Genomic DNA, 13352 nt, shown 5'->3' with positions numbered 1-13352 from the left:
TCAAACCGACCGTCTTTGGAGCGGCCGTACAGTATAGACGACGGCGCCTACCGGCTCTTCACAGCTTCTTGAGCCAGGATTCGACCCCGGCCTCGATGTCCTGGAAGGACTCCTCGAAGGCCTCGCGCGGCCGCCGGAACGGGTCGGCGATGTCTGCGTTTCCGCGCCATTTCAGCAACTTGTGCACGCGGCCGCGCAGCGGCGGGTACTGATTGTTGACCCAGTCGTTATGGCTCTGGTCCAGCGTCAGGATCAGGTCCATCGAGGCCAGCAGCGGCAACGTGGCCTGCTGCGCCCGGTGGGCGCGGATGTCGAGCCCGTATTCGGCCGCGACCGACGTCGCCAGGGGATCGGCCGGATAGCCGATCAGGGCCCCGGTTCCCGCCGACTCGACATGATCGACCCGCGCGCCCAGCCGCGCCCGCAGCAGCGCCTCGGCAATCGGGCTGCGGCAGATGTTGCCGGTACAGATGACGATCAGTCGTTTGAACATGCGTTGGGAGAAAGGCCGTCGCGGAGGGATGAGCGGACGGCGCGCTGCATTGTACCCAGACACGGTTCACGGTTTGGCGCCTGCACTGGCGTTATAGTTCTGCAGCGGGCTGCCAACGGGTCGCCGCAAGCATTGGAACAGGGGCCTATGCCGCAACCGGGGGAACTCTTCGGCAACTATCGCGTCGAGCGCGTACTCGGCACGGGCGGTTTTGCCGAAGTCTACGAGGCGGTCGATCCGCTGCTGCAGCGCAAGGTGGCCCTCAAGGTGCTGCTGCCCGAATTCGCGCGCACCGGCGACATGGTTGCGCGCTTCCAGCGCGAGGTCCGCGCGGTGGCCGGGCTCAGCCATCCGGGCATCGTGCAGATCTACACGGTCGGCAATGTCGACGGCCTCGACTATTACGCGATGCAGCTGCTGCCGGGCGGCGACCTGCGCAAGCGCATGCAGGAGAAGCTGCCGCCCTACCGGGCGATGGAGATCATCGCGACGATGGCCGATGCGCTGGCCCAGGCCCATGCGCAGGACATCATCCATCGCGACATCAAGCCGGAAAACATCCTGTTCGACGATGCCGACAACCCGGTGCTGACCGACTTCGGCATCGCCAAGATTCTCAATGCGCAGAACCAGCTCACCGCCGTGGGCACCGCGATGGGCACGCCGCGCTATCTGAGCCCGGAACAGGCGCGCGGCGCCACCGTCGATGCCCGCGCCGACCTCTACAGCCTCGGCATCATCCTGTTCGAGATGCTCGCCGGCCGGCCGCCGTTCGACGGCCCGGACCCGGTGTCGATCGTGCTCAAGCACGCGACCGAGCCGGTGCCCAAGCTGCCGCCCGAACATGCGGCACTGCAACCCCTGATCGACCAGCTGCTCGCCAAGCACCCGGGTCAGCGCCCGTCTTCGGCCGACGAACTGTTCAAGCTGGCGCAGCGCCAGGCGCGTCACCTCAAGCCGGCGGATGCGACGCCGGCGCCGGCCGTATCGGTCGCGCCACCGCCGCCGGTCGCTCCGGCCGAGCCGGTCGCGGCGCCACCGCCCAAGACGGCGGCCAAGCCGGCGACGACCGCCAAGGCCTCGGCAGCCGGCACGTCGCGCGGCAAGTGGATCGTCATCGGCCTCGCGCTGCTGGCGATCGTCGTCACCCTCGGCTGGGCGTTGATTCCGCGCGGCAACGAGTCGGCGCCCGTTGCCGACCAGACTGACGCCGCGACGGCGCCCGCCGATCCCGTACCCGCAACAGCGGCGCCGAGTGCGGCGGCCGAGCCGCGCGCCGCACGCGTGGCACGCGAACGCAAGCGCTGCGCACTGCACGTTTCCGCACTGACCGGCAGCGGCGATCTGGTCTACGATGACGCCATTCGTTTTCCCGGCGCGCGTCAGGAAGCCGATGGCAGCGGTATCTGGGTGCCGAGAATTCAGCTGGGGAACGGTCAGTGGGTCAACGCCTTGGTCACGCCTGAAGGTTGCGTGCTGATCAAGAGCCTCGCCGCCGGCCCAGCGAAATAGCAGTGAAACAGTACAGTGCGTTCATCCACCGTCGGGGGCAGACAATGCGCACAGGTCTAGACAGGACGTGGGGAGGGCGACGGTTGGCAGCAGCCGCCGTTGCGTTGTGGGTGCTCGCCTGCGCCAGCGCGCAAGCCGCGCCGGCAATGCCGTTCGAGGACAAGTGGCAGCACGTCGGCGTCGCCACCTGCGCCGGCAGCAACTGCCATGGCTCGCAGCGGCCGTTCGAGGATTCGCCGGTACTGCAGAACGAATACTTTCTGTGGCAGCGCGAAGACGCGCACTCCAACGCCTACAAGCTGCTGCAGACGCCGGCCGGCAAGCGCATCGCCAGCAACCTCGGCCTCAAGGACGCGACCACCGCCGAGGAATGCCTGACCTGCCACACCGATTACGTTGCCGAAGCGCAGCGCGGCCGGCGCTATTCGATGAGCGAAGGCGTCGGCTGCGAAGGCTGCCACGGCGGCGCGCAAAGCTGGCTCGGCCCACACGTCTCCGGCAACACGCATGCGCAGAACATCGAAGCCGGCCTGTATCCGCTTGAAGATCCGGTGCTGCGCGGGCGTCTCTGCGTGCAGTGCCACATGGGCACCAAGAACAAGCCGATCACGCATAAGATCATGGGTGCCGGCCATCCGCCGCTGGAATTCGAACTCGATACCTTCACCAACATCCAGCCGGCGCACTTCCGCGTCGACAAGGATTACCGCGAGCGCAAGACCTACGTGCCCGGCGCCAAGGTCTGGGCGATCGGCCAGCTGCTCGCCGCCGAGACGCTGCTCGACGGCCTGCTCGGCGATCGCTTCAGCGACGGCGGCATGTTCCCCGAGCTGGTGTTCTTCGATTGCAACGCCTGCCATCACCCGATGCAGAACACGCGCTGGACGCCGGGCGCCGGCGGTCCGCTCGGGCCGGGTTCGGTGCGCCTCGCGGACGGTTACCTGGTGATGTCCGGTGTCGTGCTGACGGCGCTGCAGCCGGCGGCGGCGGCGCGCTGGAGCGCCGGCCTGACCGAACTGCACAAGAGCTCGGCGCAGTCGGTGGCCAAGACCCGCGCGGCGGCCAAGGTGCTGCGCGACATCGTCTCCGAAACCCTGCCGAAGATTTCGCAGGGCGCGCTCGGCAAGGCGCAGGCGGTGGAACTGCTGGACCTCATCGCCAAGACCGGCGCCGAGGGCAAGGCCGGCGACTACACGACCGCCAAGCAGATTTACTACGGCAGCGATTCTCTGGCGGCTTATCTGAAGCAGGAACACGGCGTGCCGAAGCAGGCGCTGTCCGGCCCGCTCGACGAAATGTTTGCTGCAGTGGACGCGCCGCTTGCCTACAATCCGGAAGCCTTGCGCAGTGCAGCGCGCAAGCTGCGGACTGCGGCGGCGCAACTGCGCTGAGCGCCGCATGTTCCGTTTCCTACGCCGCCTGATCGGGAGTCGACCGCTGAAAATCACATTGGCCGGCGCCACGCACCCGGGTGGTCATCGCGATCACAACGAGGATGCTTACTCCGTTTCGGCGGAGCAGAACATGGCGGTGATCGCCGATGGCATGGGCGGTCTTGCGCGCGGTGAAGTCGCGAGCAAGATGGTCGTCAGTGTCGTCAACGAAGTGCTGGAAAAAGGCTTCACCGCCGGATTCGGACTGCAGGAGGCGCACAAGCGCATCCGCGAAGCGAGCATGGCCAACGGCGGGTCCGAGCGCATGGGCTCGACGGCCGTGGTCCTGTCGATCGACAAGATGGTCGCGCAGGTGCACTGGATCGGCGACAGCCGCGCCTACCTGTGGCGCAACAAGACGCTCAAGCAGATCACCAAGGATCACTCCTTCGTCGAGGAGCTGATCGACGCCGGCGCGATCAGCGCCAGCGAGGCCGAGACGCATCCGAACCGCAATGTGCTGACGCGCGCCGTCGGCATCCGCGACACGTCGGACATCAAGGCCGATGAAACCTCCGTCGAACTGGCGAACGGCGATTGCCTGCTAATGTGCACGGATGGCCTGCACGGCTACCTGCCGCGCGACACCATCGTCGACTGCCTGACCCAGGGCGGTTCGGCGCAGGCCATCGTCGACCGCCTGATCGAGCACACGCTGTCGGATACCGAAGCCGGCGATAACGTCACCGTGATCTGCGCCGTCGTAGGAGATTAAGGCGCGTGCTTGAAGCGGGAACGATCCTCGGCAACTACAAGATTCTCGGCCAGCTTGGCTCGGGAGGCATGGCCGACGTCTATCGGGCGGAAGACCTGTCGCTGGGCCGCATTGTCGCGCTCAAGGTGTTGCCGCCGGAGTTCGGCCGCAATCCGCAGCTGGTCGCGCGCTTCGAGAAGGAGGTGCGCTCCTCGGCTTCGCTGAATCATGCCGGCATCGTCACCGTTTTCGAGGTCGGTCGCGCCGAGGGCGTGCATTACTACTCGATGCGCCTGCTCACCGGCGGCGACCTGCGCGGCCGCATCGAGAAGGGCCTGACCGATCTGCAGGGTCTGGCGATCCTGCGCGAGATCACCGACGCCTTTGTGCACGCCCATGCGGCCGGCTTCGTCCATCGCGACGTCAAACCGGAAAACATCCTGTTCGACGAACAGGGTCGCGCGGTGCTCACCGACTTCGGCATCGCCAAGGCGATCTCCTCCGAATCGAAGATGACGGCGACCGGCGTGTCGATCGGCACGCCGCGCTACATCAGCCCCGAACAGGCGCGCGGCAAGCCGGTCGATGCGCGCGCCGACATCTACAGTCTCGGCGTCATCCTCTTCGAGATGCTGACCGGGCACCCGCCCTACGAGGCCGAAGAATCCCTCGCGGTCATCTTCAAGCACGTCACCGAGCCGATCCCGCGCCTGCCCGACAACGTCGCGCAGTATCAGCCGCTGATCGACTCGCTGATGGCGAAGGAACCGGCGCAGCGCCCGGCCTCTTCGACGGAGCTGCTGCGCCTGATCGACGAGTTGCTGCCGGTGCAGCGCACGACGAGCATGCCGCAATACTCGACGTCGGCATTCAGCGCGGTGCGCACGCCGACCACCAGCGGCAACAGTCTGCCGACGGTGGCCACCGACAGCGGCCTCGCCGATCGCATGGCCGAGGAGTCGCGGCGCACCCAGGAAGAACAGGCGCGCAAGCAGCGCGAAGAGGAAGAGCGCAAGCACCAGGAAGAGTCCGCGCGCCAGAAGGCCGCCGACGATGAGCGTCGTCGCAAGGCCGATGAGGCCGAACAGCAGCGCCGCGACGAGCAGGCGCGCGTCCGCGCAGAAGAAGAGCGCGTCCGTCAGGCCGCTCTCGCCAAGCAGAAGGCGGAAGACGATGCGCGGCGCAGCGCGGCCGAAGAGGCCGAGCGCAAGCAGCGCGAAGAACAGGCGCGCGTTCGCGCCGAAGAAGAGCGCCTGCGCAAGGAAGAGCTGGCGCGACAGAAGGCCGAGGAGGATGCCCGCAACAAGGCCGCCGCCGAGGAGGCCGCGCGCGTCCGTGCCGAGCAGGAACGCGTCGCCCGCATCGAGCGCGAGCGCCTGGCCGCGGAGGAAGCCGAACGCAAGCGCGTCGCTGCCGCCGAGGAGGCCGAGCGCAAGCGCGTTGCAGCCGAGGAAGCGCGCGTCCGCCGCGAGGAAGAACAGCGCATCAAGGCCGAGCAGGCCGCCGCCCAGAAGGCCGAGAAAGACCGCCTGGCCCGCGAAGCTGAAGCCCGCAAGCAGGCCGAGCGCGAGCGCAAGGTTGCCGAGGCCGACGAGGCACGCCGGCGCAAGAACGAGGAAAAGCAGCAGAAGGCCGCGACCGACGCGGCCCGCCGCGCCGAACAGGAAGCGGCCCAGCATCAGCTGGCACTGGTCAAGGAAAAGGAAAGGCAGGAACAGCTGGCCCGCAAGCGCGAGCTTGCCGCGGTGCGTGGAGAATCCACCGCGTCCGGCAGCAAGGCACCGCTGATCGGCATCGCGATCGCCGTTGCGCTGGCGGTTGCCGTGATCGTCTGGTGGCTCAAGCGGCCGGCATCGACCGACAGCCCGCAACCGACCGCGGCGCCGACGCCCGAAGCCACCGCCAAGGCAACACCGAAAGCGACGCTTGCACCGACCGCCAAGCCGACGGCAGAGCCCACCGTTGCGCCGACCGCGGCACCCACTGCGGCGCCGAGCGCCAAGCCGACAATCGCTCCGACCAGCAAGCCGACCCCGGACGCCGCCGAGCAGCGCAAGAAGGAGGCCGAGGAGCGCGAACGTCAGCGCCGCGCCGACGAGGAAGCGACGCGCCGGCAGGAACGCGAAGCGGCGGCGCGCGCCGAAGCCAAGCGCAAGGAACAGGAAGAAGCGGCGGCACGCGAAGCCGAGCGCCAGCGCAAGGCCCGTGAGGAAGCCGCCGCCGAACAGCGCCGTCGCGACGCGGCTGCTGCTGCGGCCGCCGCGGCGGCTGCGGCGACACCGGAGCCGACGGCAACGCCGACGCCGGGACGGCTCAATCGTCCGCTGGGTTTCTAGCCTGGAGTTTGTGGCGCGCTAGCCAGACACCCGCGAGCGCCCGCTCACCCGTCGCCGCGCCGAAGGCTCAGGCGATTTCGTAACGCAGCAGATGCGGCAGGTCGGGGTCCGGACGCTCGCCAAGCGCGAACATGCCGCGGCCGAGCAAGGTAAAACCTTCGCGGCGGATATACACCGGCTTGTCGGGCGCGCTGCCCTCCGGCAATACATAGGTGCCGTTGGTGCTTTCGTCGACCAGGGTGTACTTGCCACGGTGCATCTCGATTCGCGCATGGATGCGCGAAGCAAACTGCGAGGGAACAATCAGACTGCAGCCCTCTTCGCGGCCGATCGTGAACGGCAGCTGCGATTCGGCGAGCAGAATCGCCTGGCCGTTGAACTTGATCACGAGCCCGCCGTTGACCGGCAGCCCCATGTCCTTCGGCGCGATAAAGATCTGCGTTGCCGCACGGCGATCCCACAGCAACTGCACGATCGATTGCGTCTCGGTGATGCCCTTGACCGCGGTCTGGTCAAACAGGCGCATGCTGTCGCGCAGATCGGCGGAGAGTCCCGCCGCCGTGGACTCGATCGTCAGGATCTGCTCGGCCTTGGCCATGTCGCAGAGCCTTGCGGCCAGATTGACGGCATCGCCGAAGACATCGTCATCGCGCGGCACGACCTGCCCGACCATGAACCCGATACGGAACAGGACCGGCGCCTCGCCGGCGACAACCGGGGCCCGCGCGACGCGCTGCACTTCCATCGCCGTTCGCGCCGCGGCGTTGGCATCCGGCAGTTCGCACATCGCGCAGTCGCCGATCGTCTTGACCAGACGTCCGCCATGCAGGCGGGCGACGCTGGTGACGCGGTCGATAGCCTTGCGGATCAGCGCCTCGGCGACCTGGTCGCCGAGGCGTCGATACAGAGAAGTACTGCCGACAACGTCAGCAAACAGAACGGCGCGTTCTTGCATCGTCTGCATGAGCCTGGCTGGTCGACACTCTCGACTCGGCGATCAGAAGCCGAACGAGTACAGGTAGGTGAGCTGGATGTAGGTTTCCGTCAGGTCGACGCGATCGAGCTGGAAGAAACCATCGGCAACACCGTCTTCGTCGATGTCGACCGGCGTGGTCGATGCGTCGGCCAGTTCGGAAGACACCGTGTCGTCGCCGGTGAAGCGCTGATAACGCAGCTGCAGGCTGTGCGCCGGCAGGCTGGCGAGCGAGGCACTGAGCTTTACGCTGATGCCCTTGTACAGGAAGCTGCTGCCGCGCTGCGGAAAGTCTTCGGCTTCGGACAGGTTGTACGCCACCGACGCGCCGGCAATGATCGGCCCCATGCTCATGCCGCCGAAGCCGGTGCCGACGAACAGACCGGACTCGGAGAAGGTGTCGTCGTTGAAGGCGCCATCGCCCTGCATGCCGCGGCGGTAGCCGGCGAAGAAGGACATGTGATCGCCGACCAGACTGCCGACCGACAGCAGGATGTCGGTGCGGTCCAGCTTGGCATTGTTGCTGGCATCGACCATCTGATACTCGATGGCCAGATCGGTGAAAAAGTCGCCGTACGCCGAGCTCAGGCCGGTCTGGATGCCGTACGAGTTCTCGGTATCGCCGTTGAATTCGGTGCTGAAGCCTTCAAGCTCGTCGCCGTTGTTATCAAACAGACGGAACGAGAACTCGCTGTCCTGCGTGTACATGCCCAGCGACGGGCCGACGCGAGCGCTGAACTGGAGCTGCGGATCGGAGGCCAGTGCGACGTTCGACATCACGAGCAAGCCGGTTGCCGCTGCCAATGCGATTTTCATGGTTTTTCCCCTGCAATATCAGCCTGAAAAATGTGCGCCCTTCACCCGCTCGCCACGCATGCTGCCCGGCTTCCGACGGTGTGCAGGCATCATAGCGCCTGACTCGGCGCCGCGTTACTACTTAGCTCACAAAACAAAAGCGCACCATAGCCATTGGACTATGGTGCGCCGGCCACTTGTCTCTATCGGAACTGCAGGCGCGGACCCGGCCTCGGTTCGCGCCTGCACTTTTCCGAATAATCTCCGACCTCAGCGCTTGATGAACGGCAGGCCGGTCAGCACTGCCGCCGGACGGGTGTCCTCGGCGCTGCAGTCGCCCGGCATCGCGCCCTGACCGCTGTCGAACGTGAAGGTGCTCGGCAGGCCCAGGTATAGCTGCGTCGCCGCGGCGTTGAGGCTCAGCACGTTGTAGCAGGGCTCGAAGTCGATATTCGGATCCGGATCGTTCGGATTGAAGGTGAACGGCCGCTGCCAGCGACGTGCCTGCTCGCTGTACGCCGCATCGCCGGCTTCCCAGACACCGTCGATGAACGCGAACGACTCGGACGGCGAGCCGGTGCAGGTCGTGGCCGAATAGAACTCGATCGTTTCGCTGTACGCCTTGCCCGTGGCGAAACCGAGCACCAGCTTCGCGCCCTTGGGATCTTCAGCCGATGCTTCCTCGGATTCGATGTTGATGCAGTTCGTCGCCCAGCTGCCCAGGAGCTTGGTGCCGACTTCCGCCGTCGAAGGCTGGTCGTTCGTCGGCGCCGCAGGCGGCGTATCGACGACCGTGACGCAAGCCCGCACCGGCTGGCCGATGTTCTCGCCCGTATCCTTCAGTTTGACGTCGAGGCAGAACTGGCCGCCCGTTTCGAGATTGGCCGGCACTTCAACCTGGAACTCGATGGTCTGGAGGACGGCGATGCCACCCACCGTCGCCTTGGAGATCTTGCCACCCGAGGCAACGGACGCCTGGAAGTAGGAACCCGCATTCGGAACCTTGGCAAACAGCGCCTGCAGGTCGGTGTTGGCCGGGAAATTGATCGGCAGCGACACCGTATCGCCCGGCACTGCCGTGGCGTCGGGGATGTCCTCGATCTTCGGCGTCAGACCATTGGACGCCGGAGGCTGGCCGACGAGCTGCTGCAGCGGCGTGCCATTGGCCGTCACCTTGTCGTCGAGCGCCGCCATCAGATCGTCCGGTTGATCGAGGGCGACCTTGTCGTCACCACCGCCGCCACCACCGCCGCCGCCACAGGCGGCCACGGTCAGGGCAACGGCGAGGCCGGCCAGAAAGCTTGCATACGGCTTACGCGGATTCAGGCTGTTCATCTCAATATCCTCAATTTAACCGGCCAGCATCCTTGCCGGCCGGTACATTCATCAGTTCTGGACAAACCACGGCTTGCCGTTGTCGTCCATATACAGTTCACGCTGTTCTTCAAGATTGAACGGCCGTGAGCCGATGCGGCCAAACACCGCGATCTGCCCACCGGTTTCGTCCACCGCACGATCACGATGCAGGCCTTCCGACACCGCCAGCGCCGGCCGGTCGGTCTTGCGCTTGGCGATCAGCTGCGGCTTCGGATCCGGCGAGAAGCCGTAGAAGTTGGGCTGCGTTTCAGGACTCATCAGCTGGATGACCTTGAGTCCCTCATCACCGTCTGCGACATAGGCGAACAACGAGGCGTTGGTAGCACCGACCTTGACGTCCCACGCATCCTTGATCTGACCGTCTGCGTTGAACTGCTGGTACAGCGCGGGCTTTTCCGGATTCGTGATATCGACGATTCCGAGACCTTCGCTGCCGGCAGCCACGTACGCATACGTGCGGACCAGGTAGACGCGCCGGGCATCACTGAACGGCACCAGGGCATTTTGTACCACGCGCGGCTCTTCCGGATTTGTGATGTCCACCACACGCAGACCTTCATCCGTCGTCGCGAACAGGTAGCGGAACTGCACCGCGCTGCCGCGCACGCCGGCGAGTGGGATCGTCGTCACATATCGCGGCTTCAGAGGATCGGCGAGGTTGAGCACGACCAGACCCTTGTCGGCGGCCACATAGACCCAGTCGCCGGCCACGGTCAGGTGCTTGGCTCCGGTCAGTACGCCGTCCTCGTTCCAGGTCAGCGCGCGCTCCAGGAAGTTGTTGCGCGGCTCGCCGTCGGCCAGCGTGTCGACATTGACCAGAATCAAACCTTCGACGCTGTCGCTGATCAGCGCGTAATGGTAGATCGGATGGAACGCCTGTTCCATGTTGGTCTTGCGCATGAGGTCGCCCTCGTTGCGCGTCGGCGCGATCGGCTGGTTGCTCGGCAGCGCGACGCAGGTCGCGTTCTTCGACTTGACCCGCGTGTCGTGGCCGAACGGCGAGAACGGCGCGCTGATGATGCGCTGCGAGAAGCCCTTGTTGGCGATCGCATTGACGTCGTAGGCCTCGAAGCCGTTATCGCCCTGCGCCGCGAACACGTACTCGCCGCGCAGCTGCAGGCAGCCGACACGATCGCCGGTGCTGTGGTCGTGCTCCTCGACGAGATTCTGCTGCGCCGCCTGATGCTTGGCGTACCGCTGCGGATACGCGTAGCGATGCAGGTAGCTGCCGATCACCGACTGCGGCTCGTCCCACTCCGTGACGGTCACCGCCGACAGCCCACCGTCCGTACCCAGCCAGGCGTTATAGCCGACGAAGTTCATGAAGTTGGTGCCGTGCAGCAACAGCTGCGCCATGATCGCGTTGTTGTCGTTGTTCTTCGACAGATGGCAGTCCTCGCACATCTTCGTTTCGGTCTTGCGCTCGGTGTGTGCGTAGTGCGGCGCAAACGCCTGCGACGAGAAGCCGCTCGCCGCGATCGGCGGCTGCTGGATATAGATCTTCTCGCGGTTGACGTTGGTCGACGACAGCACCAGCGCGCTCGACGAGCGCACCGGCGCAATACGCCCGCCCTTGGCCGGGCCGTGCTTGCCGAGCTGGAAGACGTCGTCGCGCGCGACCTGCGGGTTATACGTCGCGAAGTTGCGCGATGCACCGCCCTCATAGTGCTGGCTGTCGGTCTTCCAGTTGGCCTGGATCGGCAGATGGCAGCCGCCGCAGCTGGTGGTCCACGACGTGTGGCAGGTGACGCAGAGCATTTCCTCGTCGTTATGCGCGCGGTCCTCGACTTTGACCGACGTGCCCCAGGTCTGCTTCTCGGTGTCCTTCGACATCAGCTTCGCGCGCGCCGCCTTCTCGTTGTAGTGCGCGTTGCCCTTGGTCACCGAATCCTTGACCAGGCTCATCTCCCACTCGAGGCCTTCGGTGACGTTCGAGCGCTGCATCAGCTTGCCGCCGACCCACTCGAAGCGCAGCTGGCCGAATGGCGTGCGCGCAACCGACAGATCGTTGCCGCCCATCGGCGCCGCCGGACCCGAGGTCAGCAGCGACGGATACGCATCCGAGGTGCCGTGGCAGTCGACGCATTCGATCTCGATGGTCTGCGCGACTTCGCCGTAGATGTGGCCGTCGCCGTGCATGTCCTGCGAGAAGTGGCAGTCGACGCAATGCATGCCGACGTCGACGTGGATCGACGACATGTGCACCGCTTTCTTGAACTTCTTCGGATCGTCGTTGGCGACGAGCTTGCCGTCCTTGTCGAGCAGGTTGCCCTTGCGGTCGCGCTTGAAGATCGCGCGGAAGTTCCAGCCGTGGCCGTGGTAGTCGGCGAACTGGGTGTCCTTCAGCTCCGGGTTCAGCTCGCTGACCGTCTTGAGGAACTCCGGATCGCCCCACTTGCCGCGGATCGCCGCTTCTTCCGGATTGCGCCGGTTGATCTCGCGGATCTCGTCGATCGTCGGGTTCTTTTCCTGCTCCGGCCACATGAACGGCGCGTCGGACTCGTAGTCCCACATCGTGTAGCCGAGGAAGCTGTTGACGAAGACGTTCGGCTGATGCATGTGGCAGCTCATGCACTGGCTGGTCGGGATCGCCGACGTGAACGCATGCTGCAGCGGATGGCCCGACTCCTCCTTCGAGATCGTCGGATCGATGGTCTGCGACTTGCCGCCGTGGCCGAACTTCGCATACGGGCCGCTATGGCGCGGATCGCGATCGTTGGCATAGACGACGTGGCAGGCCGAGCAACCGGAGTTGCGGTAGTCGCCGGCCTGCTCGTTGGTGCCGAGGAACCACATCAGCGGATCGTTGAGGCGGGTCTTGTGAACGTTGAGCACCGGCACCGAGATGCGCAGGCCGGTACCTGGGCCGCGATTCGACTGGCGCTGGTCCGGACGGCCCGGTTCTTCGAGGCGCTGGATCGTGCCGACCGCGTTCGGCGTCGCGGTTTCCGGGAACAGGTTGGTGATGTTGCGGCCGCCGCGTTCAAACACGCGGAAGACATCGCCCGGCGGCGTGGTCTGCCAGGTCGGCATCGGGAACAGCTGCTCGATGACGCCCTTGGCCTTCATGTTGTCGTCGGGCTTGACCGGGCCGAGCAAGGTCGTCGCCTCGCCGTCGCGGTCGTAGGCCTCGCCGAGGATGTACTGCTTGAACGGCAGGATGCCGTTGTTGTACGACGCACCGCCCCACAGCATCGCACCGGTCGCCATGATGCTGCGCTCGGCGGCCTCGATGACCGGCAGATGGCAGGCGCCGCAGGCCTCGCGCACGACGCGATAGTCGCTGGGATTGATGAAGCGCGTGTACTCGGGGCTTTCGCGGTTGAGCAGCGCGTAGGAATGCTGCGGATTCGCCGACGCCGGCCAGTGCCAGGTGTTCGGGAACAGCGGCAGCACGTGAGCCTTTGCCAACGCGCCGTTGTATTCCGCGCTGCCCTTGTCGAAACCTTCCGGCTTGGTCACGGTGGACGTGCCGCCATGGCAGTCCGTGCAACCGAGGATCACGCCCGGCTGGCGGTGCATGGTCTTCTGGTCGGTGTCGACGTGGCAGGTGACGCAGCCGCTGCTCTTGTCGTTGGCTTCGGCCTGGGTCTGCACCCGCGGCGCGTCCGGATAATCCGGGTAGTCGATATGCCGCGGGCTTTCGCCGCCGGAGGCAGCGGCGGGCATGGATAGGCAGGCGGCGGCACTGCCCAGCAGCGCGGCGCAAAACTTGATCACTATGGCTAGTCTCATGGCC

At 65.9% G+C, this 13352-nt stretch carries 9 protein-coding genes; 4 read left to right on the top strand and 5 right to left on the bottom strand.

The genetic code is table 11. From position 1 onward, the window contains the following. Positions 1 to 58: 58 nt before the first annotated feature. Complete coding sequence (locus AC3WUF_RS04755) at positions 59 to 493, bottom strand: low molecular weight protein-tyrosine-phosphatase (RefSeq protein ID WP_492422932.1); 435 nt, start codon at positions 491 to 493, stop codon at positions 59 to 61. A 147-nt stretch (positions 494 to 640) separates the two neighbouring features. On the opposite strand from AC3WUF_RS04755, the gene AC3WUF_RS04750 reads away from it, so the two are divergent. The 4 genes from AC3WUF_RS04750 to AC3WUF_RS04735 all read left to right on the top strand — a co-directional run bounded on the left by AC3WUF_RS04750 (position 641) and on the right by AC3WUF_RS04735 (position 6468). Further along, positions 641 to 2005: a serine/threonine-protein kinase gene (locus AC3WUF_RS04750; protein WP_492422930.1), complete on the top strand. Its 1365-nt coding sequence runs from the start codon at positions 641 to 643 to the stop codon at positions 2003 to 2005. An 83-nt stretch (positions 2006 to 2088) separates the two neighbouring features. Beyond that, complete coding sequence (locus tag AC3WUF_RS04745; RefSeq protein WP_492422928.1) at positions 2089 to 3396, top strand: multiheme c-type cytochrome; 1308 nt, start codon at positions 2089 to 2091, stop codon at positions 3394 to 3396. Between the two features lie 7 nt (positions 3397 to 3403). Continuing rightward, a complete protein-coding gene (locus AC3WUF_RS04740) occupies positions 3404 to 4153 on the top strand; it encodes a PP2C family protein-serine/threonine phosphatase (RefSeq protein WP_492422926.1) in 750 nt (249 codons plus the stop codon). Between the two features lie 5 nt (positions 4154 to 4158). Beyond that, positions 4159 to 6468 carry a serine/threonine-protein kinase gene (locus tag AC3WUF_RS04735; RefSeq protein WP_492422924.1) on the top strand — a complete coding sequence of 770 codons (2310 nt, stop codon included), beginning with the start codon at positions 4159 to 4161 and terminating at the stop codon, positions 6466 to 6468. A 67-nt stretch (positions 6469 to 6535) separates the two neighbouring features. Here the strand turns inward: AC3WUF_RS04735 and AC3WUF_RS04730 are convergent, their stop codons facing one another. From AC3WUF_RS04730 to AC3WUF_RS04715, 4 genes are all read right to left on the bottom strand, one after another. Further along, the gene (locus AC3WUF_RS04730; RefSeq protein WP_492422922.1) at positions 6536 to 7432 is read right to left on the bottom strand and encodes an adenylate/guanylate cyclase domain-containing protein; all 897 of its coding nucleotides are present in this window, start codon (positions 7430 to 7432) and stop codon (positions 6536 to 6538) included. A 33-nt stretch (positions 7433 to 7465) separates the two neighbouring features. Next, entirely contained in the window at positions 7466 to 8257 is a 792-nt protein-coding gene (locus AC3WUF_RS04725; protein ID WP_492422920.1) for a hypothetical protein, read from the bottom strand. Positions 8258 to 8506: 249 nt separating this feature from the next. Continuing rightward, the gene (locus tag AC3WUF_RS04720; protein WP_492422918.1) at positions 8507 to 9571 is read right to left on the bottom strand and encodes a hypothetical protein; all 1065 of its coding nucleotides are present in this window, start codon (positions 9569 to 9571) and stop codon (positions 8507 to 8509) included. A 51-nt stretch (positions 9572 to 9622) separates the two neighbouring features. Then, positions 9623 to 13348, bottom strand: coding sequence for a hypothetical protein (locus tag AC3WUF_RS04715; protein WP_492422916.1), 3726 nt, complete (start codon positions 13346 to 13348; stop codon positions 9623 to 9625). Positions 13349 to 13352: the final 4 nt, after the last annotated feature.

Source organism: Fontimonas sp. FW305-C-3, assembly GCF_058783185.1.
Note: the sequence above shows the minus strand (reverse complement) of the source record. Positions and strands in the feature narration are given on the sequence as shown.

What these genes read in the sequence shown, in the direction of transcription:
- AC3WUF_RS04755 (WP_492422932.1), bottom strand. Translation starts at nt 493, where the DNA reads ATGTTCAAACGACTGATCGTCATCTGTACCGGCAACATCTGCCGCAGC.
- AC3WUF_RS04750 (WP_492422930.1), top strand. Translation starts at nt 641, where the DNA reads ATGCCGCAACCGGGGGAACTCTTCGGCAACTATCGCGTCGAGCGCGTA.
- AC3WUF_RS04740 (WP_492422926.1), top strand. Translation starts at nt 3,404, where the DNA reads ATGTTCCGTTTCCTACGCCGCCTGATCGGGAGTCGACCGCTGAAAATC.
- AC3WUF_RS04730 (WP_492422922.1), bottom strand. Translation starts at nt 7,432, where the DNA reads ATGCAGACGATGCAAGAACGCGCCGTTCTGTTTGCTGACGTTGTCGGC.
- AC3WUF_RS04725 (WP_492422920.1), bottom strand. Translation starts at nt 8,257, where the DNA reads ATGAAAATCGCATTGGCAGCGGCAACCGGCTTGCTCGTGATGTCGAAC.
- AC3WUF_RS04720 (WP_492422918.1), bottom strand. Translation starts at nt 9,571, where the DNA reads ATGAACAGCCTGAATCCGCGTAAGCCGTATGCAAGCTTTCTGGCCGGC.
- AC3WUF_RS04715 (WP_492422916.1), bottom strand. Translation starts at nt 13,348, where the DNA reads ATGAGACTAGCCATAGTGATCAAGTTTTGCGCCGCGCTGCTGGGCAGT.